Raw genomic sequence first — 22,844 nt, forward strand, 5'->3', positions numbered from 1 at the left:
TTCCCTCAATGTGAGTGAGGAACCTATTTGATGAACATTCTTGTTATTGGTGGCGGTGGCCGAGAGCATGCGCTGGCATGGAAAGCCGCCCAGTCGCCAAAGGTAACGAACGTCTTCGTGGCACCGGGCAATGCCGGTACCGCACTTGAGCCAAAGCTCAACAACGTCAGCATTGGTGCTGAGGACATCCCTGGCCTTCTGGCATTTGCCAAGGAAAACGGCGTTGACCTGACCATCGTCGGCCCGGAAGCGCCTCTGGTTATCGGTGTGGTTGATGCATTCCAGGCTGCCGGCCTAAAGATCTTTGGCCCGACAGAGGGTGCAGCCCAGCTCGAGGGCTCCAAGGCATTCACCAAGGACTTCCTGGCCCGCCATAAAATCCCGACAGCGGATTACCAGAACTTCACCGAAATCGAACCGGCACTGGCCTACATCCGCGAAAAAGGTGCACCTATCGTGGTTAAGGCTGATGGCCTGGCAGCGGGTAAGGGCGTAATTGTCGCCATGACCGAGCAGGAAGCCGAAGATGCCGTGCGCGATATGCTGGCAGGCAATGCATTCGGTGAAGCAGGCAGCCGCGTGGTGATTGAAGAGTTTCTGGATGGTGAGGAAGCAAGCTTTATCGTCATGGTAGACGGCAAGAACGTGCTGCCTATGGCCACCAGCCAGGATCACAAGCGCGTTGGCGACGGCGATACCGGACCGAACACCGGCGGCATGGGTGCGTACTCTCCGGCTCCGGTTGTCACGGCTGAGATCCACCAGCGTGTGATGGAAGAAGTTATCTACCCAACCGTTCGCAGTATGGAAGCAGAAGGCCACCCATACACCGGTTTCCTTTATGCCGGGCTGATGATTATGGCTGACGGCACACCGAAAGTGATTGAATACAACTGCCGTTTCGGTGACCCGGAAACCCAGCCTATCATGATGCGAATGCAGTCTGACCTGGTGGAACTCTGCCTGGCCGCTATCGACGGCAAACTCGATACCATGGACTCAGAGTGGGACGAGCGCGCATCCATCGGTGTGGTACTCGCAGCCGGTGGTTACCCGGCGGGCTACAACAAGGGTGACGTCATTTCCGGCCTGCCGGATGTTTTCGAAAACGGTGCTGACACCAAGGTATTCCATGCAGGCACTGCCGAGAAAGATGGCAATGTCGTCACTAACGGTGGCCGCGTGCTATGTGTCACGGCTCTCGGCAACTCCGTTTCTGAAGCCCAGAAGAAAGCCTATGAGCAGGTGAAAACCATCTCCTGGGACGGCGCTTTCTACCGCAATGATATTGCTTACCGCGCAATAGCCCGGGAAAACGGCGAGAGTTAATCTGCCCTTTATCAAGCCAAAACCAAAACGGCCTTCACTTCGAAGGCCGTTTTTTGTATCAGGATGTGTTTTTACCCATTGGATTCATTTATTGGATAGAGATGCTTTCACCCCCCACCAGAATGATCAGGGAAACTGTCTGATTGGTGTTAGCATCAGCTTTCATCGCTTAATTGCGGCGGCGTCAGACACTGGCCTTCCGGCCCGTCAAGCAACAAAAGGGACGAAAGCGATACTTCACCGGCAGACTCTTTTCCCAGCGCAGCAATAAAGTGGCTGCCAGTAGCAATCTTTTTCGCAACAGACGCTGGCAGCGGTTGGGTAAATGCCACATTACGCGCCCGGGTGCTGCCACAGGCAACCAGTTCACCGTCGTGCATCTTCCCCTGAATCAGCCGGGCTCTTTCTGCCTTGAGGGCTTTCACCACATCCAGAGACTGTTCAACACTTCTTTGGTGGGTCTTAATCTGGGATGGGGAAAGGGGAACCACACGCTCACCGACCCGGTAGCGCTGGTAAACCGCTTCACCATTGTCATCAAAACGAAGAACCAGTGAAAACGGCTGGATTTCATCATCAACAAACTGCTCACCCTGCTGGCGCAACTCGCGCAGGACACCGGCACGCCAGGTCGACACACTGTCATAGTGGCCATAATCGCCGACATAAACACGGGATTTCAGGGAAACCGGGAAAGCCTGTTTTTGTTCAAGCCAATAAATGGAGGTCGCATCACCCGCGGTCTGGCCGGTGATAAATGTTTCAACGGGAATAGTTTGATCGGAAAAACTTGAACAGCCACCAATCAATAAAAAAACTGGTAGAATCAGGGAGGCAATAAAACGCATAGAAGGCTCCGCCAAAACAGAGATTTGTTTTGGCGGAGTATAGATTAGTTAACGGCGTCTTTCAGCGCTTTACCAGCTACAAACGCAGGAACGTTAGCAGCAGCAATCTGAATTTCTGCACCAGTCTGTGGGTTACGGCCAGTGCGAGCAGCGCGGTGGTTAACTTTGAAAGTACCAAAGCCGATCAGCTGAACCTGATCACCATCTTTCAGCGCACCTTCGATACCAGACAGTGTGGCTTCCAGTGCAGCTTTCGCTTGTGCTTTAGACAGGTCTGCTTTTTCAGCGATCAGGTCGATCAGTTGGGTTTTGTTCATCAGTCTTCCCTTCTAGGTGTTTTGTTTCAACAAAATCAACTCTAATCCAAAAGAAGCCAGACTGGCAAAGGTTTGTCGCGCCTTAGACGACTATATGCGGACTCTTTAACCATAAACTGAGCGCAGCCTCACAAAATGTTACGTATTATGCGGCTTCCGCTATTGGTTATTAGCCAACAAGCCCCGATTTTATAACGGTAAAATTACACATACTCATCGAGAAAAGAATGACACTGCTTATTGTTTATATCGCCCTGGCGATTGGTGTTTCCTTTATTTGCTCCGTGTTGGAAGCAGTTTTATTGAGTATCACCCCAAGTTACCTCGCAACCCTCCGCCAGCAACAACATCCTGCTGCTGAGCGACTCGGTAAACTGAAAGATGATATTGACCGTCCTCTGGCCTCTATTCTGACCCTGAATACCATCGCCCACACCGTTGGTGCAGCAGCATCCGGTGCACAGGCAGCAAAGGTGTTCGGTGAAGCCTGGCTGGGGGTTTTCTCCGGTGTCCTGACACTGGCTATCCTGCTGCTTTCTGAAATCGTGCCAAAAACCATTGGTGCGACATACTGGCGCCAGCTTGCTCCGTCATCTGCCGTTATCCTGAAATGGATGGTTTGGATGCTGGCACCACTCGTGTGGCTCTCCAACCAGATCACAAGCCGCTTGGCCCGTGGCCACGAAGCGCCAAAAATGCGTGATGAACTTTCAGCCATGGCGATGCTGGCAACTGAAAGCGGAGAGCTGGCAGACAATGAGTCAAAAATGCTCTCTAACCTGCTGGAGCTGCGTGAGGTACCCGTTACCCGAATCATGACACCACGCCCGGTACTGTTCCGCGTGCCTGCTGACCTGACAATTGATGAATTCATTACCCAGCACCAGGATACGCCGTTTTCACGCCCTCTGGTCTATGCCGGCCAGCGCGACAACATCCTGGGCTTTGTCCACCGCCTGGAACTGTTCGCAGCCAGCCGCCGCGGCGACGGGCACAAGCAGCTCGGGGCGGCAATGCGCCCACTGCCTGTGATTATGAATACCTTCACGGTGCCACATGCATTCGATACCCTGATGGCTCGCCGCTCTCAGATTGGCATGATTGTGGACGAATACGGTACGGTCCAGGGCATTGTGACCCTTGAAGACATCTTCGAGCATCTGGTGGGGGCGGAAATTGTCGACGAGGCTGACAAGACCACGGACATGCAGCAGCTTGCGTTCCAGCGCTGGGAAGACTGGAAAGTGCAACATGGCATGATTGAAAGCCCGGATGATGACACAGAGGAAACACCGTCTGAACCCGAAGATGAGAAGGCCGAGGCTCAGGACGCGGCTGAAGGTGATACAGAAGCCCCCCAAAAGGCACTGGAAGAGGTTAAATAACAAAAGAGCGGGCAATGGCCCGCTCTTTTCAATTCACCCGTTAGAATGGCTTACAGGCCGATTCCCAGGTTGCTGATGCCGGATTCACGCAGTTCGGCGCGAATGCCTTTAATCATTTCGATATCGCGGCTCTCTGCATTTTTCAGGGCACGGAAGATATCCCACTGAATGTCCCACTCGCCGCAAACCGACTCAAAAGACTTCTGGTTTTCATCCGTGACTTGCTCGCCGCCCTGGGCTTCTTCAAGCTGGGCGACACTGCGCACGGAAATCTGGCTGATTTTCAGCACGGTTTCGGCAATCAGGTCACGGTCCAGCAGGCTGTGGAGCAGGTTCGCCATCGCTTCACAGGCATCCACCGCCGGGTAGGTCAGATAGAGGTCATACACCTCTTTCTCCGGGATCAGGTCTTCCAGCTTTTCCAGTTGGCGCTCGAAGTTAGCTTTGGCATTCTTAACAGTCAGGGATTCCCAGACCGTATCGAGAATCGCATGGAACTGGCGTGGGTCGGCAAATTCAGTCTGCTCGCAGAACAGTGCATAGTTTGGGTACATGCGTTCCACCAGCGCAGCCATAAAAGTAACCTGCTGCCATGGCTCGAACTTCTCGAGGCGCAGTTGAAGGGGGTTTCTCAGCATAGGAGGCTCGTTTTCTCTTAACCGGACCAGCGGCCGGTCAGCACCGGCCTGTTTGGCGGCAGTTTACTCTATCCAACTGACAGACAAAAGGACGCACCTTGAACAAATTATGGATTGAGTCGCAGGAACGCGACGCCTACCTTGACCTCTTCCACCGGGCCAGACTGCCGGAACTGGTACTTGCACGGAGCCCTGAAGAAGCCGATATCGTCCTTGCCGACCCACCGCGTATTGCCCCAGTACTGGACAGCTTCACTACCATGGCTTGGTTGCAGTCCACCTTTGCCGGGGTGGATGCCTTGGTTACAACGCCCCGCCGGGATTACATACTGACAAATGTCCAGGGTATTTTCGGTGCGCTGATGGCCGAATACGTGATGGGGTGCCTTATCAACCATTTCAGGCATCTCCCGCAATACAGGGAACAGCAAAATGCCGAAACATGGAAACAACTGCCCTACGAAGGGCTTGCCGGGAAACACCTTGTGTTGGTCGGTGCCGGCTCAATTGGAAGCCATGTTGGTAGGATGGCCGGCATGTTCGGGCTTTTGGTCACAGCGGTCACCCGGAGCGGAAGGCCGGTTGAGGGCATCGCAAACTGCATTGCTGTCAGTGAGATGGAAACGGTGCTGCCGGACGCTGATATCATCGTCTCCACCCTGCCGGGGACAAAACAGACCCAGGGGTTATTCAACCGGGATTTTTTCAGCCGTTGCAGTGACGCTGTTTTTATCAATGTCGGCAGGGGCAATGTGGTTGACGAGGCAGCGCTGCTGGAAGCCCTGGAGCAAAAACAGGTACAACACGCTTTCCTGGACGTGTTTGTACAAGAGCCGCTTCCGGCTGGCAACCCGCTCTGGAAATACCCTGCCGTTACCATTACCCCCCATATTTCTGCACACAGTTTCCCGCAGCAGGTATTTGCCCTTTTTGCCGACAACTACCTTCGCTGGCAACGCGGTGAGCAGCTGGAATCGGTTGTGGACATGGAAAGGGGGTACTGACAGTGGGTCAACCAGAACTCGACGCGCTTTTCCGGCAAATCCGGGCCTGTACTCTGTGTGAGACACACCTTCCCCTCGGGCCCCGCCCGGTTATAAGGGGGTCAGCCTCTGCCCGGTTACTGATCATCGGCCAGGCACCGGGCACCCGGGTACACGAAACCGGCATTCCGTGGAATGATCCAAGCGGAGACCGGCTGCGCCAGTGGCTCGACATGGACAAGGACTCCTTCTACGACGAGAGCAAAATCGCCATTATGCCGATGGGCCTTTGTTACCCGGGCAAAGGGAAATCCGGCGATTTACCACCCCGCCCGGAATGCCAGCCTCAGTGGCACCCTAAAGTGCTCGATTTGCTCCCTGGCATCGGCATGACGCTGCTTGTGGGTGACTATGCCCAACGCTGCTACCTGGAAAACCGGCCGAAAACCCTGACAGAAACGGTCCGGGGCTGGCAACAATGGGCACCGGCTTACCTGCCCCTGCCTCACCCGTCCCCGCGCAACACATTGTGGCTCCGGCGCAACCCATGGTTTGAGGAAGAGGTGGTACCTTACATGCGGGAAAAAGTGAGAGGGTTCCTGGATGGTACCAGGATATAAAAAACCCCGGCAAAAACCGGGGTTCAATATGGTTAGCCGTGGTATGGCTTGGACAGCTCGTGGACTGCTTCCACAAATACACCGGCGTTTTCCGGCGGTACATCCAGGTGGATACCATGGCCTAGGTTGAATACATGGCCTGTTCCATTACCGTAGCCAGCCAGGATAGTTGCCACTTCCTCTCGGATACGGTCATGTGGGGCATACAGCATGGATGGGTCCATGTTGCCCTGCAGTGCCACTTTGTCACCCACACGTCGGCGGGCGTCAGCGATATCAATGGTCCAGTCCAGGCCAACTGCATCACAACCGGTTGCAGCAATGTGTTCAAGCCACATCCCGCCATTCTTGGTGAACAGGGTCACCGGTACACGACGGCCATCATTCTCACGGATCAGGCCGTCAACAATTTTGTGCATGTACTGGAGTGAGAAGTCTTTGTAGTCGCGAGGAGTCAGCACACCGCCCCAGGTATCAAACACCATCACAGACTGGGCACCGGCCTTAATCTGGGCATTGAGGTAAGAGATCACACTGTCAGCCAGCTTATCCAGCAACAGGTGCAGGGTCTGCGGCTCGGCATACATCATTTTCTTGATTTTAGTGAATGCCTTTGAGCTGCCGCCTTCAACCATATAGGTAGCCAGCGTCCATGGGCTGCCGGAAAAACCAATCAGTGGGACTTCGCCGTTCAGCCCTTTACGGATAGTGCGGACTGCATTCATCACATACTGCAGCTCGCCTTCCGGATCGGGGATTCCAATTTTGTCTACGTCTGCGCGGCATGTAACCGGGCGCTCAAACTTAGGGCCCTCACCGGCTTCAAAGTACAAGCCCAGCCCCATTGCATCAGGGATGGTCAGGATATCCGAAAACAGGATTGCGGCATCCAGGTTAAAACGGCGCAATGGCTGCAGGGTAACTTCACACGCCAGCTCAGCATTCTTGCACAGTGACATAAAGTCACCGGCCTGGCTGCGGGTTTCACGGTACTCAGGCAGATAACGCCCGGCCTGGCGCATCATCCAGACAGGGGTACAGTCTACTGGCTCTTTGAGCAGCGCGCGCAAATAGCGATCGTTCTTCAATTCCGTCATCATCTAAATCCTGAGGCTAAAAGTGGCGCTATTGTATCACCCCAACCTGCAGACGACAGAGACCCAATGTTAACCGGATCATATTTATAACAAACGATCCTCAGGCACCATTGCCGCGATCTTGAGCGCGTGTTAAAAAATGACCCGCAGACAATAAAAACTAAGCTATACAAGAAAAAACCCATAATCGCATCTTACCCCGCCTACCCTACGGCGGGTTTTTTTTGCCTGCCCGAAATCACTGGCTTTAGCGCGTATTTACTGGGCTTGGCGGTGATTTCTCGGAACTAACTAAATGTAAGATTCATGCAAATACTACGGTATATTTACAAACTCAGGAGCCATTTTAGAGCCACTTGGAGCCACTATCCGATGAGGCCGACAAGCGGGTTTAATTCCGTTGCCTGGGCTAAGTGACCGGGGGAATGGTGAGCGTAACGCATGGTCATTGTGATGTTGGCGTGACCAAGAATTCGTTGCAGTGTGAGGATGTCGCCACCTTTCTGCATAAACAGGCTTGCAAAGGTGTGGCGGAATACGTGGGTTTTCTGCCCGGCAGGCAAATGGGGAAAGGCTTTACCCAACCGCTTTTCCAGATTCTTTCGAACCTCTGGGAAAGGCAGGCCATGTTCCTTTTCGTATTCAGTGATCTCGTTATAGAGCCAGGGCGCGATTGGCACCGTCCGGTTTTGGCCGGATTTGGTGTTGGTGAACGTAAGCTTGTATTTTGTCACCCGCGATTTAGCCAGGTTCTCCGCTTCGGAAATCCGGCAGCCGGTGGCAAGACAGATTTTTGTTACCAGCTGCAGTGGAACGGTTAACCCTTTTCTGGCATTAGCCAGCGACCCGATAAAAAGCACGATTTCGTCTTCAGAGAGATAACTCATATCGGCCTGGTCGGATTTAACCCGGCGAACATTCACCAGCGGATTCGGATAACTGATTTCGTCAGCTGCAATCAGGTAGTTATAAACTGCTTTGAGCAGAGATAAATCCACATTGTGTGTGGCGGCAGATACAGCCTTGTCTTTCCCATATTCAGCAGCAAAACGGTTGCGGCGGTGTGCGCGCCAATGAAGAAACTCTTTGGCCGTAAAGGTTCTGGCCATTGGGTTGCCAAGTTCTTCAATCAGGTTTTTCAGACGGGAGAGGCTTTTCTCTCCCCCTTTCAAGTGCTGGCCGTGCAGCTGAAACCACAGCTCTGCCAATTCCAGCAGCGATCGGCAATCTTTGCTTTCACCAAGCCAGGGCTTTGCCGATGCTTTTTCCAGTTCGAAACGCTCAAAAGCCAACGCCTCCCCTTTGGTCGCGAAGCGTTTTCTCACTCTTTTGCCGTGCTTTTTGCCGAATGGGAAACAGTCACAAAGCCAGGGTTTGGCGCTGCCGTCTTTAAGGTTTCGAACTGCCATGTTAAATCTCAGCCAATAGCTTTTCTTTCTTTTCTTGGAACTCGCTTTCGCTCAGTACACCGGCCTCTTTCAATTCAGCAAGCTTTTTAATCTTATCGAAAGCATCATCGCTGGCATTAGGCTGATTGATTGCCGGAATTTTTGCATCAGCTTGGCGACCTGCTTCGATAGCGTCAATCAAGGCATGTTCTTGCTCTTTGTCTGCAAAAGTTTTAAATGTCAAATCATCATGACTGGCATGTAAACGCAAAGTTCGAAGGCCAAGTGTCGACTGCCGCTCAATTGATGTAATTGATTTTAGAGGAATGGTTTCAAGAACCTCACCAAGAATACCCTTTCGGTAAAATACAACTCTGCTCTCAGTGACAAGCAAAGAACCATTGTGTTGGGTATCTTTGCCTTTGCCCATCATTTCACCGATGTAACCATCTGCCCATGCAAGAACAGTTTCACCACTCTGAAGGTGGCGTTCTTTAAACTTGATTACATGTTTAGAATCTTTCATTAGCGCAACTCCATGTTGTTTTTCTTGGGTAAATTATTAATTTTTAATCAGGCACTTCGCCTGTTTCAGTAAATGCGATGAACTGTTGTTCATCCAAAATCAAAACTCCCTGACTTCTGGCCTTTTCCAGTTTTTTAGGGCCTGCGTTGTAGCCATAACAGAGGATGTTTAAATGTTTGGTGACTTCACTACGCACGACCATATCAACTGATTTCGCCAATTCGATTAACCGGGCTTTGTCATCTTTCTTGAAGCCAGTGAAATGCACATCAAAAGTATCGACTGGTTTAGGCTTGGGGCGGTTAAAATCTTTATTGGCGGGAGAGTTAAGGAACTCTATGAGAGCAATCTCGGTTTCAGCTAAAGATTCCAGCGAATCCAGCATCTCAATAATGCAGTCTTTGCGGTAAGTTCGAAAGCTGGTGTCGCCGTCGAACGTAGCCATACCCTGAAAGTGATCTTCTGTCTCAGACCAATTAGAGAGTTTCACCGCAGACAGATTCATTCGCTGGGAAAGATAAACAAAGTACAAATCCGTTTGGCTCATTTTCTGTTAATCCTTGCTAATAGTGGCAACAACCCGCCCAATAACTTCAATATCACCTTCGGCCACTTCAACCAGCGAACCATCAAAATCAACTGATAGCTTTTTGCCCGGAATGCGTCGAATCCTGTTAATGGAAAATACACCGTCAACATCAATCAGGTAGTCGCCGGACATTGGCGCTGTGTCTGATATATTTATCAAATAGCTGTTTTTGTCTGTTAGGAGTGCCAGGCAGTTTTCACGGTTTAGCGATTCAGCAAGAAAAACCTTATCTAATACAACTGGTTCAATATCAATAAGCGCACCGGCTTCTAATCGCTTTGCGTTCAGAATTTCAGAGAATGATTGCGATGATCCCGGCACACCCGGTTCACCTTTACCCAGTGCCAGATATTCCAGACTTATACCTTTAGCCAGGCATGTGCGAATAATGAGTTCGTATGGAGTCAGGTCTCGTTGTTTCCATGTGCCGATAGTTGGCGCTGGGACACCTGTCCAATCTGCTAACTGATAGTCATGGTCAACTTCATAAACCTTCTTCAGTAAATCGACCAATTCTTTCCCGCTCAGATACTCAAATGCAGGTACTTTTGCCACTAACCGCCCCATATCCATTCTCCCAACTCTTTAGCATCAACATGATGTGACGCGAATCACAAAAACAACTCATTTGAATTGATTAAGAAACTCTTTTGCATTTTTAAGGTTGACCAATATTCAAATGACGATCTAACATCAACTCAAATGCATTGATGAACATGCATTAGCACGAAATAGACCGCAAATAAACGCAAAAACAACCAGTAAGGATAACACCATGAGTTCATTTGCAATAGCACCTCCAGCGCCCTACGTGACCAAAAAACGCTTCGCAGAGATGACTGGGCAGAGTGCTCGCACCATTGATGACCTTATTGCCCGGGGTGAGCTGCCAATCCTCAACAAACGCACTAGAAACTCTACTGTGCTTATCAACCTCGTTGCCCTCTACAAGCGCAGCTTGGAGCAAGCCGCATGATTCGGCTTATCCCTACCAAATCAAACCCCGTGCCTGTTTGCCAACAAGGGCGACTGCACGGGGTGAACCCGCCACGCAAGCAGCATCCTGAAACTTGCCCCCTGTGGTTAAAGTTAGTCGCGATTGCTGCAATTGCGTATCCGTATGTTGCATTTGAGTGTCTGTCATGAACAAAAAACCCTCAATGTGCGAATTACGCGAACGCACACAATATGCTTTTGACGACTCATGCGTTGCATTTGCGAATCGCCACAATCTTGAAGATGTTGCGAAGCAAGTTGCAATGAAGCCGAACATGCTCCGCAACAAGATGAACCCAAACATGCAGCACCAATTGACCGTGCGCGACATGCTGGCCATCACCGAAGCAACCGGCGACGACGGGTTAGTCAGAGGCATTTTTTGTGCGCTCGACATGGTAGCGGCCAAAGTGCCGGCTAACGGTGGCGGCAAGTCTCTGGTAGAACATGCGCTGGTCAATGCCGCCCATGCGGGTGACCTTTCCCGCCATGCCATTGAGCTGGTCGGGCATTCCACGTTGCCCCGCACCAAGCGCCAAAAGCTTAAAGAGTCATGCCACAGCGCACTCGCCAACATGGTTTTACTGGTCAACGAACTGGAAAACCGCACCGCTTCAACTAACCCATTTATCGGGATGGCCACGGATATGGTGGCGAATGGTTTCCCGATGCCGGGTATTGCATAGGGAATGATCATGTCAGTTGCAGAAAAGCTCATAGAAGCCAAACCCGAAGAAAGGCCGCAAACCGCCGATGTTCGCCCGTTCTTCCGCAGCCAGCCACGCAGCACAAAAGAGGTTCAGCAGCTTGTTGCCTCTGCGCCAGTTCGCTCAATTTCGGAAAGCATTGCCGCTGCGAAAGCCATGTTTTCGCCGGAGTACACCCGAAACAAAATCCGCCTTGCCTATGCCAGCCTGGGCGAAGAACAGCGCCGGATGATTTGTTTTTGCTCCGGCCTGCAACAGCGCCACATCAGCATGGCGTTTGATGAGTTCAGTGAAGAAGAAGCTCAGGCCATTGGCCTTGGCCTCAAAAAGATGGCGGATGTTGTTCGCCGTTTTGAAAACGTGGCAGGCCCGGTTCACCGCCTGACACCCGCAGAGTTTCGTTAGACAGCAAGCGAGCGTTGCCCACTTCGGTGGGCTTTTTTCGTCGCTAAATTCTGGGTTGGGAGACCTTAAAAATGGAAACAATCACTCTTACCGAGCAAATGCGCCTAGCGCCCACTGCTCAACAAGTCGCACTCAGCATCATGGCTCTGGCAATGGAAAGTGCCGATGTGCTGAACATTCACGTCAGCTACAGCCCTCACGTTGCTGGAATTTCTGTGGCTGTGTATCCAACGAACACAGATTACATCGCAGGAGAAATGAATAGACTGTTTAACGTCTACTGGCATGAATGCTCCGACACACTCGACGACCTCAAAGCCATTGAAGACAAGCTGATTGAGCTGGTTGCCGAAGCCCGTGATAAGGCGGAGGTGGTGGCATGAAACGAGAAACCATTCAAAACCTCATTGGCCATTTGAGTTCAGCGGCTTGCTGCATTGAGTGCATGATTCCTGATGAGCCAGACGGTATCGACTACACCGCATCAAGACAGCAGATCAAATACTGCCGCCAAGCTATTGCGGAAGCACAGCGTGAGTTGGCGGAGGAAGATGCATGATCAAGGCAAACGAACTGGTAGTGGATAATTTCGCAGGTGGCGGCGGTGCCAGCACTGGTATGGAGTTGGGATTAAACCGTCACGTTGATATTGCGATTAACCATGATCCCGAAGCTATCGCCATGCACAAGGTTAACCACCCGGAAACCCGACATTATTGTGAGAGTGTATGGGATGTAGACCCAGTGGAAGCGTGCAATGGTCGCCCGGTAGGTTTGGCTTGGTTCTCCCCTGACTGTAAACACTTCTCGAAAGCAAAGGGCAATCGACCGGTATCAAAAAACATTCGTGGTTTGGCGTGGGTTGCCGTTCGATGGGCTGCTCTCGTTCCGGTTCGCGTATTTATGCTGGAAAACGTAGAAGAGTTTATGACATGGGGTCCGTTGCAAGAATACGCACCAGGTAAATTCCGCCCAATCAAAGAGCGAAAAGGTGAAACCTTCGAAGCCTTTATCAAATGCCTGACTTCCGGTCTTGAAATCGGTCACCCTGCATGGGATGAAATCCGCAATTCACTGGGTGATGATTTTCCGTATGAGAAACTTGAAAAGGGGTTGGGATACCACATTGAATACCGCGTTCTGTCTGCATGTGATTTTGGCGTGCCGACTACACGCAAACGTTTTTTCCTTGTCGGTCGAAATGACAGCCAACCTATCCAGTGGCCTGCACCTACTCACGGTGACGGGTTGCAACCCTATCGCACAGCAGCAGACATAATTGATTGGAGTATCCCGGTTAAATCTATTTTTGGCCGTAAAAAGCCTTTGGTAGAGAACACATTAAAGCGTATCGCTAAAGGGCTGGAAAAATTTGTTCTCAATTCAGACAAGCCTTTCGTTGTTCCTGAACATGCTGCAATTCCTTTTATTACCGAGCACGCCAACGCCAGCAGCCAACGTAACATGGCAGCAAACGAACCATTGCGCACCATTTGTGCCCAAGTTAAAGGTGGTCATTTTGCCTTAGTGTCAGCTCAGCTTGAGAAAGCCAACGTTTCAGACAACCCGCAGTCATGGGAACAATGGCATGCCGCCACCAAAGAATTTGGAGGGGCTCGCGAAGAATACGATCCCATCTATGGAAAGGGCGATGACATCCTTCAAACGAGTCACATGATCAAATTGCGCGGCACCAACATCGGGCACGGAACTAACGAGCCTCTTCATACCGTTTCGGCTGGCGGATTGCACCTCGGTGAAGTTCGAGCATTTTTGCTCAAGTACTACGGCACCAGTCATGCAGAAGCCTGCAACACTCCACTTGCTACTGTTACAACCCAAGATCGGTTTGCTCTGGTAACGGTTCACGGAGAGCAATATCAGATTATTGATATCGGCATGAGAATGTTGGAGCCGCATGAACTTTACGCTGCTCATGATTTCCCCCCTACGTACAAAATCAGCCATGACGAGAACGGTAAAAAGTTAGCAAAACGCTCTCAGGTCGCCCGCGTAGGAAACTCGGTTCCACCAACAATGGCCCGTGTTCTAACCAGTGCAAACTTTAGTGAAGCAGAAATGGAGGCAGCAGCATGAACCAGCCTTGGTTTGCTGTCTTCCTTGGCGAAGACCAAAAGCCGCTCCGTGCAGAGAGCGGTGAGCCGTATTCCCTGATGATTGCCGAAGACGTGGCCGACGAAACCACTGTGGTTTCAGATGCCGCCGTTTTTATTGGCGCTGACCGTGTGCAAGGCAACGTAATCACCCGAGGTGAACAGTCTTTCATGCTGGTACCGGCTCAAGAGCTTGCGGCACTCTGACATGGAAAAACTCCAATTCTCCCCTGAGTACATCCGTGCGGCAGTTATCGCCTGCCGCAACTGGTCACAGCAGGAAATGGATCTTGGCGAACCGGAAACCATTGAGGTGCCGGTTCGCCCTACTGCTGACCGCACTCCGGATGACATGACAATCAGCGAGCGGAAACTGTGGGACATCAACCCAGATGATCACAACTTCCGCCGTCAGTTCTTTGCCGGAATGCCGGATTACCTCACCAAGTATTTTGCCGACCGTTACGCCACTATCTTCACAAAAGAAGGGCGCCAAGAGGCAAACACCTACTTGCGTAAAACCATGGGCGGCGAGTTGCAACGCCGTATCCGCATGGTGACCGAGAAATACAAGAACCTGCCGACCGTCAGCAAGGTGGCTTTGTTGAGTGATGACACTGAACAAAGCGACGCTTCGCACCCTAAAGAAGCCGGGAAACTACTGGCTATGATGGAAAGGGCCAAACCGAACCGCCGCGAAAAGATACTGGCCGAAATGTGCCAGGACGAAATCAAAGACATGGCATTTCGCATTGCTGGCCTGTTTGAAGAACACCTGCGCATTCAAATTGAAAATGCCCCAGAACAAAACACCGCCGAAGAAAATGCCATAGCTATCTATGATGAACTGGCTCACCTTTGCTGCAATTTTGGTATTGCACCGCCCGTCATCAAAGAAAAAATCACCCATCTTGATGCGGAATGCGGCCTTCTCCGCCTTATCTGCAACAAGTTCTGGACCCGTCGCCTCAAGCGCCAGCGTGACGTTATGCGTGAACACCTCGCCATTGCTATGGGAGCGGTATCCAAAGCCGCTACTCCGTATTGCAGCCTGGATTGCCTTTCTGAATACAAAGCCCAGCGCAGCCGCAACTGGGAAGCAATCAAAAACATGGAGCTGTTTAACGAGGAAGATGGCGAAACCGCAGAACTTGAAAGCATGGTGCTGAAATCGGTTGCTAACCCGGCAATCCGCCGCCATGAACTGATGACCCGAGTCCGTGGCTGTGAAGACCTCGCCGCCAAAATGGAACTGGCCGGGCAGTTTTACACCCTCACTACGCCATCGGCTTACCACAACAGCCGCAAACGTGGCGGCTTTGTTGAACATTGGAACGGTGCCAGCCCACGCGATGCACAACGTTACCTTTGCAGTACCTGGGCAAAAATCCGAGCTGAACTGGCGCGTCGCGATATCCGTTGGTTTGGCATTCGAGTGGCCGAGCCTCACCACGACGGCACACCACACTGGCACATCCTTCTTTGGCTGCTCCCGGAGCAGGCATCTGATGCCCGCAACGTGTTTATCGACTACGCCACCGAAACCGACCGCGAAGAGCTTATGGGTAAAAAAATGCCGGGGCCGCTCAACTATTCCGCCCGCTGTGATGTGAAAGCCATCAACCCAGAAGAAGGCACCGCAACCGGCTATATCGCAAAGTACATTTCAAAGAACATCGACGGTTACGCGATGGGTGACGAAATCAGTGATGAAACCGGAAAGCCTGTTAAAGACATGGCCCGCAACGTGACCGCCTGGGCAAGCCGCTGGCGCATCCGCCAATTCCAGTTCTTTGGCGGAGCACCTGTCACCGTTTGGCGTGAACTGCGCCGCTTTGCCAACCTCGACCGTGACAGCTTTGCCAATTACCTCAACGAACTGGCCCGCCGTGACCTGGTTCAGTTGTGGGACGAAATGAACACCGAAATCATGGGCCCGCACCAGCCGGGCAGAACACTGAAGAATATCGAAATCCGCAAGCGCCTGACCGACCGTTACCAGCCGTCTGCAGAAGTGGAAGCCGATGTGCTGGCAGCCATGCAGTCAGCAGATGAAGGCAACTGGGAAGGTTACGTAATGGGGCAAGGTGGCCCATTCGCCAAACGTGAAGAGCACAAGATCAAAACCCACTACGAGATCACCCCATACGGTAATGATTACGGTGAAGCTGTTCGCCGTGTGAAGGGCTTCAATATCTTTGATGAACTCGCCGGACGCATGGAAACCAAGATTACCCGCCTTAAAGAGTGGACGATTCGCAAAAAGTCGAACACCACCGCCGCACCTGATGCGGGGGCTCTTGCTCTTTCTGGCGGCTCTGCCGCCCCTTGGAGTTCTGTCAATAACTGTACGGCCTCTGGTGCCGATTCCTTAAACAAGGATTTGGGCGAGGTTTTACGCGCCAGTATTGGCCCTTCTTCTGTCAACCAGGAAAACATCGACAGATTACTTGCCGGGCAAACCCTCTTTACCAATGACGGAACACGATTCCGCCTGCGCTCCGGCGCTTATAACCGGGAAAAAGGTTCCGTACCGCTGGAGCTGATCACCGAATCACCGGCTGCCCACAACGTTGGCCGCGGCTGGGAAGGTTGGGACAGGCCAGTACCAGAAAAAACAGCAACCCCGAAAGAAAAACAAACCGACCTGTTACCGCCGCACCGCTTTGCGGGCGATTTGGATGACTGGTCACTGATTTAGGTTAGGAGAACCGCATGAAACTGAACAAGCGCGAACAACTGGCAGTTTCCGTTCTGGAAACAATTTTGGAAGCCGTAAAGAACCCGGGTGCTTATCCAAAAGACATCAGCGAGGGTGAGGAATCAGCCTTGTTTGAGGTGTTTGGCTGGAACATAAAGGCAACCACAACCCGAAAAGGCGATCTGGAAAAAGCGGTACGCGGTAAAGAAGCGCCATTGCTGACAGTATCAGGATGTGGCCCTCAAGGAGGTTACAGCCGCCAGTGTTTCTTCCCCTTCCAGGTGAAAACACGTAAGGCGCCAAAAGTAGGCCCAGCAGAGAGAGAACGACGCGAACGTTTCGAGGAAATGAGAAACCAGCTTTCTCGAACAATTGTGCGTGGTGGAAATGAAGAAGACATTCGCGAACTGGTTGAAATGATCAAGGGGGCAACAGCATGACCAAAATCACCGTTCTACTGGCCGTAGAAATCGACAACCAAAACGACTGGCTTGGCCTTGACGATTACAAAGCCGACATTGGCGAGAACGCCACGGATTTGGATGTGTTCAACCTCATGGCGGAAGAAGAAAACGGCAACGCATTGGTTGCGCTGATCAACCTTGTTGATGCCAGCAACCCAAGCCGTTTTGTGGGCGTTTACGCCAATGCGAGTTTGCCAGAACTGCACAAGGTGAGCATTGGAGCCGAGATTTTGAGAACCCCAAGTGAGATCTCAATTGACCTAGATAACATTGCCAAGCGAATTCAATTTACCAAAGAACGTGGCCTTGCTGAACGCGCCAAACAACTAGCGCAAGATTCGGAAGACCTTGAAAGGCGCATCAATCATTCCAATGCGGCAACCATTAACCGCGAGGGAAAAGCATGAAAATCAACACCGTAGTCATCGACACCGAAACGCTGGACGTATCAGAAACCGCAATCGTGCTGACGTTATCAGCTATTCGTTTCAATCGCTTTGGCGAAATGCACCCAGAACATGGTTTTGTCTGCCACCCAGATGACGAATTCCATATCGCCATTGATGTGACTGAACAGCTTTTGCAGGGGCGTACCACCTCACCCAGCACTCTGAAATGGTGGAACGAACAAAGCGAAGAAGCAAAAGCGGCATTGTGGACGGACTCATTAAATACGATGCGGGTTAAAGACGCATTGAAAGAATTGACGGCCTTCATTGGTGATTGTCAGCCGTTCGCCAGAGGCACCGACTTTGATTTCAAAATCCTTGGGCACCTCTACCGCACCAACGACATGAAAGCACCGTGGAAGTTTAACCAGGTACGCGATGTTCGCACCTACATTGATGCTTTTACGGGAGACACAGCTGGTTACATCAAAAACTTCGAAGCCCCAAGCTGGATGGTGACACACAACAGCCTGCACGATTGCTACCGCGACGCAATGCAAATGGTTCAAGCGCGAGCTGTGGTGATGGGGTTGGTGGATATGGCGAAACAACTAGAAACCATCAAAGCAGAAGATAAAGCCAAAGAAATGATGCCACCGGGGGACGAATGATAAACACCACTATTTTCGGCCTGACCTGCTTTTTCGCAGGTCTTGCTGTCACCAGCGTTATTTACAACATGTTTGTTTTGCCAAAAAACAAGGAAAAGGGCGAGGTCAAAACCAACCATGATCTGAAAATTCTTCCCAAGTATTACTCCGAGGTTGCAGCTGGCCGGAAACTCTTCGAAATCAGGAAGAACGACCGGGGTTTTCAGGTGGGCGATACCGTAATGCTAAAAGAATATGACGACACATTGGACCAACAGCCAACATTCGGCTCAATCACTCAAGGCAAGGTTCCAAAGGGATATACCGGGAAAAGGGTCAAAGGAAAAATCACTTACATCACCGATTACGAGCAAAAGCCAGGTTATGTGGTGTTTGGCATAAAACTCATTAAGGGAAAAGCATGAATAAGAAAATCAATGCTCAGATGCATAACGATGCGTTTCGCACGGCAGAACCGCAACCTGTTGGAGAGGGAGATCTTCAACTAAGGGGCGAATATTTCACAATAAGCGTGATATTTTCATTAAATGGCTGAAACGTTCACGCATCCTTTCAGGCAAACCGGGCAATGGCCCGGTTTAGCGTTTCCGCTTTATCACCATTTCGTCCCCAATCGCAAAAACCACCTCTTTGAGTGCGTCCTGCAGCCGGAGCGGCAGCGCCCGGAGTACCGCGCCCATGTCATCGGAATCGGACACCCGGAACCGTAATTCACCGTGTGCGGCATCAATGGGGGTAAGGTCAAAAACGGCCAGCACTTCACGCATTTGGCGCAGGGTCATGGGTGACCGGCCTTGCTCGATGCGTTGCAATGTGCGAAGCGATATTGAAGGGCAGCCCGACGCCACCTGAGACTGTGAAAGCCTTCTTTGTAAGCGAACTGTGATAAGAAACAACACGATAGGGTCTGGTCTGATTTCTTTTTTCGGCATCCCCGCCCCTCTTTATATGCCACTTCTGACACTAAATTGCAGGGAATATGCCATAAGTGGCTAGCAGTCTTACACATGAGATACCGCTCACATATTCACACTGCCTGTTTTCCTATTCTGCCGCCAACTGGTGCGACCACTCGCGAAGTTGTGTCACATCAAAAACTTACTATTTCAAGAATTAAAAATACTGTATGCTTATACAGTATTTTGTCAGGAGGCAACAATGAACAATCTACACGACCGCGCACTGGAATGGGTGCAGTGCGCCGCCGCCATTAACACTGCGCGCCCAGATGAGAACAATGGCGTGGTGGATTACCTGGTAACACTGATTCAGGAGGATGAAAAAAGGCAGCGCATGGCTGCCGGGGTCAAAACAGGGCGAGTTGTTCCCGCAGTTGAACGCGGCTGGCAGGAGTAAGGGAACGAATCACAGCCATTGCCAGTTCGTTGGTTGTTTTTGCTGAGGGGCTTAATGTGTGGCTGAAAGATAACGACATAACAAAACGATGCCCACAGGCACCGCACTCGCAATAGATATCTGCAACATTGGAAGACAGCCGGTTGGTTTTCGTGATCCTTGCCCGGCTGCCACACCCGCAATGAATGCGCCCACCCTGGGCGTACCCCCCTAACTGCATTCCGCCGGGCATGGATGCCAGCGGCAGTGCCACCGAATGTTTAAACCCCAGTTCAGACACAAACGAGTGACCGCATTCCGGGTCTTTGCAGGAACAAGAAATGGCAGACACATAGTCCGCCAGTTTTTGTGAACGACCGACGCTGGCCGCTACGCCACATTGACAATAAATCCGCATAACCTGACCTGATATGTTGATTTTATGCCACTGAGTATATCAACAGCGCTGGGCTTTTATACAGCCTTTGACTCATTCCCCGGCAGTTCTACATTGAATTTGAGTTGCAGGTCTGGCCGGTTGCAAATGTCCGGGTCGTTATTCACTTCATCCATGATCAGTTCGCAGACCGGAATCAGCTCATCGCGGGCATACTCCCGGCTGACTTTTTCCAGGTCGCCAAAGCCTGCTGTGTTCTGGGGCACGATGCCTGCCTTACCTGCAGGGAAACGGTGGGATACCAGAATGTCCTGCGCGGTGATGTTCTTCACCCGCTCGAATTCGTCTTTGGTGGCAATGTCCCCAACCGGGATGAGCTGAATACCTTTTTCGTGCCCGTTCGGGATATTCACAAACATGCTGCGGAAGTTGCCCACACCTTTGGAGCTGGCAATCTTCTCTTTCAGCATGGCTTCATCTTCTGAGGACAAGTTCGGGTCTGTGGCATAGAAGATAAAGCCCATGTGTGCGCCGTTTTTGTAGTAGCGGCGGCGGAACAGGGTGGCATCTTTGTTCAGCAGGGAAGATTGCAACCCGCCCACGTAATCCGGCAGCCCGTACACCTGTTGTTTCGGGTCGTACTGCGGCAGGTAAATCACATCTTTGGCTTTGTAGAGGCGTTTTTTGTCGTCACGCTCCAACAGCCAGAAATCCCCATTCCGGCGTTTGCGCAGGTACATGGCCGGGAGCGGAAAAAGCCGGATAACCCGCCCGAGCCGGTCACGGATTTTTATAAACGCAGCATGGCCGAACTGGAAATAGTCGCGGGTAAACTGGTGCATGAACCGGCGGCGCACACCACCGCCACCCAGAAACCGCCCGCCCACATAGTTGCCCCGCGCAATCAGCAGGCTGCCGTGATATGCGTTGGCGTGGGCGAGCTGTGCCAGCCCTTCCGGGTTAATGGGTGGCTCCCAGTAATCGCCATCTTCGTTGTAAAACAGTTCTGAGTATTCGGTAAGCCAGCTCTGGCTGTCCACGGTTTCAAAACCGGAATCAATGGAATAGCAACTGGCCGGGATTTCCGGCGGGCTGGTATCCATGGCTTCGGTGATCTGCTTTTCTGTCATGCTGCTGTTGCCCAGGTTGATTTGCGTTTGTTGGTGTGGTTCAGCGGTTCGTTAATCAGCGCGTGTGAAATGGCCCAGAACACGTCGGCGTGTCCGGTGGTATTGCTGCGCTCTGCTTTAAAGGTCATCCGGTTGCCGCTTGAGGTGGTCACACGTTTAATTGCCATAAAGGCCATGCCGATATCTTTGTGGGAGGCGTCCCATTGCAGGCGGTCGGCCTCGATAACATCCACCATTTTCAGCACCAGGCGTTCTTTGTTCTCGTTGCTGTAGTGAATGGCATGGGCCTCGCGGGGGTGTTTGGCGCTGACCATATCCCACACCCCGGCACCAATGCCGGTGGTATCAATGCCGATATAGGTCACGTTGTAGCGCTCGAACACCTTGTCTATTTCGCCCGCCTGGTACTGGAAGTTCAGGCCGCGCCAGTAGTGTTTTTCCAGCACCCGGAATTTCTCCACCGCCACAATAGGCGGGGCCACCACAACCAGACAGGCGTTATCCCGTGAGCGGCTCGGGTCGTACCCCAGCCATACTTCCCGGTTGGCAAAGGGCCTGTCATCGTTGGTTTTGAAATCCTGCCAGCAGGAAATGTCCACCATGGCCTTTTCGAGTTTGGAGAACTTGAATACAGAGTCGGCCCCGTCCACGAAGACGCACATAAACAGGTTGTTGAAGTCGTCCCCGCTGTATTCCTCGCGCAGTTCTTCAATATCAAACAGGTCACATCCGCCGGCGGCGGCATCCTCGATAGTGACGACATAGCGCCATTGCCTGTCCGGGCACAGCCGCCCACCCTGGCGATATTCTTCAAAGCGGGGGAATTCGACCGCTTCCCGGCTTTCTTTGCCTTTTTTCCAGCTATCCCCGGTCCAGAACGGGTATGCCTGGTGTGTTTTGGCTGAAGGGGTTGAAAAGTAGGTTTTCCGCCATTTCTTTTGCGCCCCCATAGCAGAGGCGAGTTTGTTCAGTTCATCAAATTTCGGGATCCAGAAATACTCATCCACATAAACATGGCCGTGGAATCCCTGCGAAGTTTTACTGTTGGTAGAACAAAAGCGCAGTTCAGCGCCATTACTGAGTTTGATTGGGTTGCCTGTTAACTCTACGCCCAAGAATTCCTGAGCAAGCTTCACAATGTAGGTGCGAAAAATTTCAGCCTGTGAGCGAGAGGCCGAAAGGAATACTTGGTTATCACCGGTTAAAATCGCATCTTCCAGTGCCTCACCGGCAAAGTAGTACGTTGCACCAATCTGGCGGGATTTGAGGATGTTGCGGATGCGCTGGTGCAGGTTTTCCCGCATGGTGAGCTGGTACTGAAACAGGCTGGCGTGCCATTCGGCGAAATCGTCTTCGGTGATCTCGCTGACATCGTTCTTTTTCTTCCGGCCTTTCTTTTTACCTTCGCCGTCATTCCCGCCGTTACCGCCACGTTTACCCGATGGGGTGGCCGTTGCATTGCCTTTGCTTTCCGGGGCGACCTGCTGATGCCTGTCGGTCTGTGCCCGCTGCTTTTTCAACTTCACATGCTTTTCTATCAGCATGTCCAGTTCTTTTAGCTGACCGGGTGTTTTCTCGGGCTGATCGGCAAGCAGCACAATGCGGCGGGCGATTGCGTCGTCCACTTCTTCTTCACGGAGCAAATCACGCCAGCCGTATTTATCCGCCCAGTGGTAAATGATGCGGGCATTCGGCATGTCGAGTTCTGCGCGGATTTCTTCCGGTGTGTACCGCCGGAGGTAGAGGCGTTTCGCTGCCTCTCTGAGTTCTGGTGAGTATGCCATGAGCGCAGTTTACGAACTTTCAAACTGCATT

The 22,844-nt window shown here is 51.8% G+C and carries 30 protein-coding genes and 1 pseudogene; 18 read left to right on the forward strand and 13 right to left on the reverse strand.

The window, feature by feature from the left end; all coding sequences use genetic code 11:
* The first annotated feature begins 30 nt into the window (after positions 1-30).
* Entirely contained in the window at positions 31-1,329 is a 1,299-nt protein-coding gene (gene purD / locus NF212_RS16020) for a phosphoribosylamine--glycine ligase (RefSeq protein ID WP_434357338.1), read from the forward strand.
* 155 nt (positions 1,330-1,484) lie between these two features.
* Here purD and NF212_RS16025 read toward each other — a convergent pair whose 3' ends face one another.
* Both NF212_RS16025 and hupA read right to left on the reverse strand, forming a co-directional pair.
* Positions 1,485-2,177, reverse strand: a complete 693-nt coding sequence (locus tag NF212_RS16025) for a DUF1481 domain-containing protein (protein WP_434357340.1) — start codon at positions 2,175-2,177, stop codon at positions 1,485-1,487.
* A gap of 44 nt (positions 2,178-2,221) precedes the next feature.
* Positions 2,222-2,494, reverse strand: a complete 273-nt coding sequence (gene hupA / locus NF212_RS16030) for a nucleoid-associated protein HU-alpha (RefSeq protein ID WP_054674917.1) — start codon at positions 2,492-2,494, stop codon at positions 2,222-2,224.
* Positions 2,495-2,721: 227 nt separating this feature from the next.
* Between hupA and NF212_RS16035 the strand changes: the two genes are divergently transcribed.
* A complete protein-coding gene (locus NF212_RS16035) occupies positions 2,722-3,879 on the forward strand; it encodes a CNNM domain-containing protein (protein ID WP_434357343.1) in 1,158 nt (385 codons plus the stop codon).
* Positions 3,880-3,929: 50 nt separating this feature from the next.
* On the opposite strand, the gene NF212_RS16040 is transcribed toward NF212_RS16035, so the two are convergent.
* Positions 3,930-4,517 (reverse strand): YjaG family protein, encoded by a 588-nt coding sequence (locus tag NF212_RS16040; RefSeq protein WP_434357345.1) that lies wholly within the window; start codon positions 4,515-4,517, stop codon positions 3,930-3,932.
* A 98-nt stretch (positions 4,518-4,615) separates the two neighbouring features.
* Here NF212_RS16040 and NF212_RS16045 point away from each other — a divergent pair, with 98 nt between their 5' ends.
* Both NF212_RS16045 and NF212_RS16050 read left to right on the forward strand, forming a co-directional pair.
* Entirely contained in the window at positions 4,616-5,521 is a 906-nt protein-coding gene (locus tag NF212_RS16045) for a D-2-hydroxyacid dehydrogenase (protein WP_434357347.1), read from the forward strand.
* A gap of 2 nt (positions 5,522-5,523) precedes the next feature.
* Entirely contained in the window at positions 5,524-6,120 is a 597-nt protein-coding gene (locus tag NF212_RS16050; RefSeq protein WP_434357349.1) for a uracil-DNA glycosylase family protein, read from the forward strand.
* 32 nt (positions 6,121-6,152) lie between these two features.
* On the opposite strand, the gene hemE is transcribed toward NF212_RS16050, so the two are convergent.
* The 5 genes from hemE to NF212_RS16075 all read right to left on the reverse strand — a co-directional run bounded on the left by hemE (position 6,153) and on the right by NF212_RS16075 (position 10,287).
* The gene (hemE, locus tag NF212_RS16055) at positions 6,153-7,217 is read right to left on the reverse strand and encodes a uroporphyrinogen decarboxylase (protein WP_434360903.1); all 1,065 of its coding nucleotides are present in this window, start codon (positions 7,215-7,217) and stop codon (positions 6,153-6,155) included.
* Between the two features lie 365 nt (positions 7,218-7,582).
* Entirely contained in the window at positions 7,583-8,626 is a 1,044-nt protein-coding gene (locus NF212_RS16060; RefSeq protein ID WP_434357351.1) for a phage integrase, read from the reverse strand.
* Position 8,627: 1 nt separating this feature from the next.
* Positions 8,628-9,131: a PH domain-containing protein gene (locus NF212_RS16065; RefSeq protein ID WP_434357353.1), complete on the reverse strand. Its 504-nt coding sequence runs from the start codon at positions 9,129-9,131 to the stop codon at positions 8,628-8,630.
* A gap of 43 nt (positions 9,132-9,174) precedes the next feature.
* Positions 9,175-9,678, reverse strand: a complete 504-nt coding sequence (locus tag NF212_RS16070; RefSeq protein WP_434357355.1) for a hypothetical protein — start codon at positions 9,676-9,678, stop codon at positions 9,175-9,177.
* A 6-nt stretch (positions 9,679-9,684) separates the two neighbouring features.
* A complete protein-coding gene (locus tag NF212_RS16075; protein ID WP_434357357.1) occupies positions 9,685-10,287 on the reverse strand; it encodes a helix-turn-helix domain-containing protein in 603 nt (200 codons plus the stop codon).
* Positions 10,288-10,495: 208 nt separating this feature from the next.
* Between NF212_RS16075 and NF212_RS16080 the strand changes: the two genes are divergently transcribed.
* The 13 genes from NF212_RS16080 to NF212_RS16140 all read left to right on the forward strand — a co-directional run bounded on the left by NF212_RS16080 (position 10,496) and on the right by NF212_RS16140 (position 18,702).
* Positions 10,496-10,696, forward strand: a complete 201-nt coding sequence (locus NF212_RS16080; RefSeq protein ID WP_434357359.1) for a Rha family transcriptional regulator — start codon at positions 10,496-10,498, stop codon at positions 10,694-10,696.
* 184 nt (positions 10,697-10,880) lie between these two features.
* Positions 10,881-11,402, forward strand: a complete 522-nt coding sequence (locus tag NF212_RS16085) for a phage regulatory CII family protein (protein WP_434360904.1) — start codon at positions 10,881-10,883, stop codon at positions 11,400-11,402.
* Positions 11,403-11,411: 9 nt separating this feature from the next.
* Positions 11,412-11,828, forward strand: a complete 417-nt coding sequence (locus NF212_RS16090) for a hypothetical protein (protein WP_434357361.1) — start codon at positions 11,412-11,414, stop codon at positions 11,826-11,828.
* A gap of 71 nt (positions 11,829-11,899) precedes the next feature.
* Entirely contained in the window at positions 11,900-12,211 is a 312-nt protein-coding gene (locus NF212_RS16095) for a hypothetical protein (protein WP_434357363.1), read from the forward strand.
* Positions 12,208-12,387, forward strand: coding sequence for a hypothetical protein (locus tag NF212_RS16100; RefSeq protein ID WP_434357365.1), 180 nt, complete (start codon positions 12,208-12,210; stop codon positions 12,385-12,387). The genes NF212_RS16095 and NF212_RS16100 overlap by 4 nt, the downstream gene beginning before the upstream one ends.
* The gene (locus NF212_RS16105) at positions 12,384-13,925 is read left to right on the forward strand and encodes a DNA cytosine methyltransferase (RefSeq protein WP_434357367.1); all 1,542 of its coding nucleotides are present in this window, start codon (positions 12,384-12,386) and stop codon (positions 13,923-13,925) included. Before NF212_RS16100 ends, NF212_RS16105 begins: the two co-directional genes overlap by 4 nt.
* The gene (locus tag NF212_RS16110) at positions 13,922-14,149 is read left to right on the forward strand and encodes a hypothetical protein (protein ID WP_434357369.1); all 228 of its coding nucleotides are present in this window, start codon (positions 13,922-13,924) and stop codon (positions 14,147-14,149) included. The genes NF212_RS16105 and NF212_RS16110 overlap by 4 nt, the downstream gene beginning before the upstream one ends.
* Before the next feature lies 1 nt (position 14,150).
* The gene (locus NF212_RS16115; RefSeq protein ID WP_434357371.1) at positions 14,151-16,643 is read left to right on the forward strand and encodes a replication endonuclease; all 2,493 of its coding nucleotides are present in this window, start codon (positions 14,151-14,153) and stop codon (positions 16,641-16,643) included.
* A 14-nt stretch (positions 16,644-16,657) separates the two neighbouring features.
* Complete coding sequence (locus NF212_RS16120) at positions 16,658-17,083, forward strand: hypothetical protein (protein ID WP_434357373.1); 426 nt, start codon at positions 16,658-16,660, stop codon at positions 17,081-17,083.
* Positions 17,080-17,514 (forward strand): hypothetical protein, encoded by a 435-nt coding sequence (locus NF212_RS16125; RefSeq protein ID WP_434357375.1) that lies wholly within the window; start codon positions 17,080-17,082, stop codon positions 17,512-17,514. Before NF212_RS16120 ends, NF212_RS16125 begins: the two co-directional genes overlap by 4 nt.
* Positions 17,511-18,167 carry a 3'-5' exonuclease gene (locus NF212_RS16130; protein ID WP_434357377.1) on the forward strand — a complete coding sequence of 219 codons (657 nt, stop codon included), beginning with the start codon at positions 17,511-17,513 and terminating at the stop codon, positions 18,165-18,167. The genes NF212_RS16125 and NF212_RS16130 overlap by 4 nt, the downstream gene beginning before the upstream one ends.
* Positions 18,164-18,571 carry a DUF3850 domain-containing protein gene (locus NF212_RS16135; RefSeq protein ID WP_434357379.1) on the forward strand — a complete coding sequence of 136 codons (408 nt, stop codon included), beginning with the start codon at positions 18,164-18,166 and terminating at the stop codon, positions 18,569-18,571. Before NF212_RS16130 ends, NF212_RS16135 begins: the two co-directional genes overlap by 4 nt.
* Positions 18,568-18,702, forward strand: coding sequence for a hypothetical protein (locus NF212_RS16140; protein ID WP_434357381.1), 135 nt, complete (start codon positions 18,568-18,570; stop codon positions 18,700-18,702). Before NF212_RS16135 ends, NF212_RS16140 begins: the two co-directional genes overlap by 4 nt.
* Positions 18,703-18,745: 43 nt before the next feature.
* On the opposite strand, the gene NF212_RS16145 is transcribed toward NF212_RS16140, so the two are convergent.
* Positions 18,746-19,099, reverse strand: coding sequence for a helix-turn-helix domain-containing protein (locus NF212_RS16145; RefSeq protein WP_434357383.1), 354 nt, complete (start codon positions 19,097-19,099; stop codon positions 18,746-18,748).
* A gap of 226 nt (positions 19,100-19,325) precedes the next feature.
* Between NF212_RS16145 and NF212_RS16150 the strand changes: the two genes are divergently transcribed.
* Positions 19,326-19,523, forward strand: coding sequence for a hypothetical protein (locus NF212_RS16150; RefSeq protein ID WP_434357385.1), 198 nt, complete (start codon positions 19,326-19,328; stop codon positions 19,521-19,523).
* Here NF212_RS16150 and NF212_RS16155 read toward each other — a convergent pair.
* From NF212_RS16155 to NF212_RS16170, 4 genes and pseudogenes are all read right to left on the reverse strand, one after another.
* Entirely contained in the window at positions 19,474-19,743 is a 270-nt protein-coding gene (locus tag NF212_RS16155; RefSeq protein WP_434360905.1) for an ogr/Delta-like zinc finger family protein, read from the reverse strand. The two genes, NF212_RS16150 and NF212_RS16155, sit on opposite strands and share 50 nt — an antisense overlap.
* Positions 19,744-19,788: 45 nt before the next feature.
* A pseudogene (locus NF212_RS16160) lies at positions 19,789-19,920 on the reverse strand (ogr/Delta-like zinc finger family protein); the annotation flags it as partial.
* Between the two features lie 56 nt (positions 19,921-19,976).
* The gene (locus NF212_RS16165) at positions 19,977-21,029 is read right to left on the reverse strand and encodes a phage portal protein (RefSeq protein WP_434357387.1); all 1,053 of its coding nucleotides are present in this window, start codon (positions 21,027-21,029) and stop codon (positions 19,977-19,979) included.
* Entirely contained in the window at positions 21,026-22,813 is a 1,788-nt protein-coding gene (locus NF212_RS16170) for a terminase large subunit domain-containing protein (protein WP_434357389.1), read from the reverse strand. Before NF212_RS16170 ends, NF212_RS16165 begins: the two co-directional genes overlap by 4 nt.
* Positions 22,814-22,844: the final 31 nt, after the last annotated feature.

Origin of the sequence: Parasalinivibrio latis (assembly GCF_036825535.1) — a bacterium.
In the GTDB taxonomy this organism is placed as follows: domain Bacteria; phylum Pseudomonadota; class Gammaproteobacteria; order Enterobacterales; family Vibrionaceae; genus Parasalinivibrio; species Parasalinivibrio latis.

What these genes read in the sequence shown, in the direction of transcription:
- NF212_RS16040 (WP_434357345.1), bottom strand. Translation starts at nt 4,517, where the DNA reads ATGCTGAGAAACCCCCTTCAACTGCGCCTCGAGAAGTTCGAGCCATGG.
- NF212_RS16070 (WP_434357355.1), bottom strand. Translation starts at nt 9,678, where the DNA reads ATGAGCCAAACGGATTTGTACTTTGTTTATCTTTCCCAGCGAATGAAT.
- NF212_RS16025 (WP_434357340.1), bottom strand. Translation starts at nt 2,177, where the DNA reads ATGCGTTTTATTGCCTCCCTGATTCTACCAGTTTTTTTATTGATTGGT.
- NF212_RS16165 (WP_434357387.1), bottom strand. Translation starts at nt 21,029, where the DNA reads ATGACAGAAAAGCAGATCACCGAAGCCATGGATACCAGCCCGCCGGAA.
- NF212_RS16140 (WP_434357381.1), top strand. Translation starts at nt 18,568, where the DNA reads ATGAATAAGAAAATCAATGCTCAGATGCATAACGATGCGTTTCGCACG.
- NF212_RS16075 (WP_434357357.1), bottom strand. Translation starts at nt 10,287, where the DNA reads ATGGGGCGGTTAGTGGCAAAAGTACCTGCATTTGAGTATCTGAGCGGG.
- NF212_RS16060 (WP_434357351.1), bottom strand. Translation starts at nt 8,626, where the DNA reads ATGGCAGTTCGAAACCTTAAAGACGGCAGCGCCAAACCCTGGCTTTGT.
- NF212_RS16155 (WP_434360905.1), bottom strand. Translation starts at nt 19,743, where the DNA reads ATGCAGTTAGGGGGGTACGCCCAGGGTGGGCGCATTCATTGCGGGTGT.
- NF212_RS16035 (WP_434357343.1), top strand. Translation starts at nt 2,722, where the DNA reads ATGACACTGCTTATTGTTTATATCGCCCTGGCGATTGGTGTTTCCTTT.
- hupA (WP_054674917.1), bottom strand. Translation starts at nt 2,494, where the DNA reads ATGAACAAAACCCAACTGATCGACCTGATCGCTGAAAAAGCAGACCTG.
- NF212_RS16080 (WP_434357359.1), top strand. Translation starts at nt 10,496, where the DNA reads ATGAGTTCATTTGCAATAGCACCTCCAGCGCCCTACGTGACCAAAAAA.
- NF212_RS16095 (WP_434357363.1), top strand. Translation starts at nt 11,900, where the DNA reads ATGGAAACAATCACTCTTACCGAGCAAATGCGCCTAGCGCCCACTGCT.
- NF212_RS16100 (WP_434357365.1), top strand. Translation starts at nt 12,208, where the DNA reads ATGAAACGAGAAACCATTCAAAACCTCATTGGCCATTTGAGTTCAGCG.
- NF212_RS16130 (WP_434357377.1), top strand. Translation starts at nt 17,511, where the DNA reads ATGAAAATCAACACCGTAGTCATCGACACCGAAACGCTGGACGTATCA.
- NF212_RS16065 (WP_434357353.1), bottom strand. Translation starts at nt 9,131, where the DNA reads ATGAAAGATTCTAAACATGTAATCAAGTTTAAAGAACGCCACCTTCAG.
- NF212_RS16170 (WP_434357389.1), bottom strand. Translation starts at nt 22,813, where the DNA reads ATGGCATACTCACCAGAACTCAGAGAGGCAGCGAAACGCCTCTACCTC.
- NF212_RS16090 (WP_434357361.1), top strand. Translation starts at nt 11,412, where the DNA reads ATGTCAGTTGCAGAAAAGCTCATAGAAGCCAAACCCGAAGAAAGGCCG.
- NF212_RS16150 (WP_434357385.1), top strand. Translation starts at nt 19,326, where the DNA reads ATGAACAATCTACACGACCGCGCACTGGAATGGGTGCAGTGCGCCGCC.
- NF212_RS16085 (WP_434360904.1), top strand. Translation starts at nt 10,881, where the DNA reads ATGTGCGAATTACGCGAACGCACACAATATGCTTTTGACGACTCATGC.
- NF212_RS16110 (WP_434357369.1), top strand. Translation starts at nt 13,922, where the DNA reads ATGAACCAGCCTTGGTTTGCTGTCTTCCTTGGCGAAGACCAAAAGCCG.
- NF212_RS16115 (WP_434357371.1), top strand. Translation starts at nt 14,151, where the DNA reads ATGGAAAAACTCCAATTCTCCCCTGAGTACATCCGTGCGGCAGTTATC.
- NF212_RS16125 (WP_434357375.1), top strand. Translation starts at nt 17,080, where the DNA reads ATGACCAAAATCACCGTTCTACTGGCCGTAGAAATCGACAACCAAAAC.
- NF212_RS16135 (WP_434357379.1), top strand. Translation starts at nt 18,164, where the DNA reads ATGATAAACACCACTATTTTCGGCCTGACCTGCTTTTTCGCAGGTCTT.
- hemE (WP_434360903.1), bottom strand. Translation starts at nt 7,217, where the DNA reads ATGACGGAATTGAAGAACGATCGCTATTTGCGCGCGCTGCTCAAAGAG.
- NF212_RS16105 (WP_434357367.1), top strand. Translation starts at nt 12,384, where the DNA reads ATGATCAAGGCAAACGAACTGGTAGTGGATAATTTCGCAGGTGGCGGC.
- purD (WP_434357338.1), top strand. Translation starts at nt 31, where the DNA reads ATGAACATTCTTGTTATTGGTGGCGGTGGCCGAGAGCATGCGCTGGCA.
- NF212_RS16120 (WP_434357373.1), top strand. Translation starts at nt 16,658, where the DNA reads ATGAAACTGAACAAGCGCGAACAACTGGCAGTTTCCGTTCTGGAAACA.
- NF212_RS16145 (WP_434357383.1), bottom strand. Translation starts at nt 19,099, where the DNA reads ATGCCGAAAAAAGAAATCAGACCAGACCCTATCGTGTTGTTTCTTATC.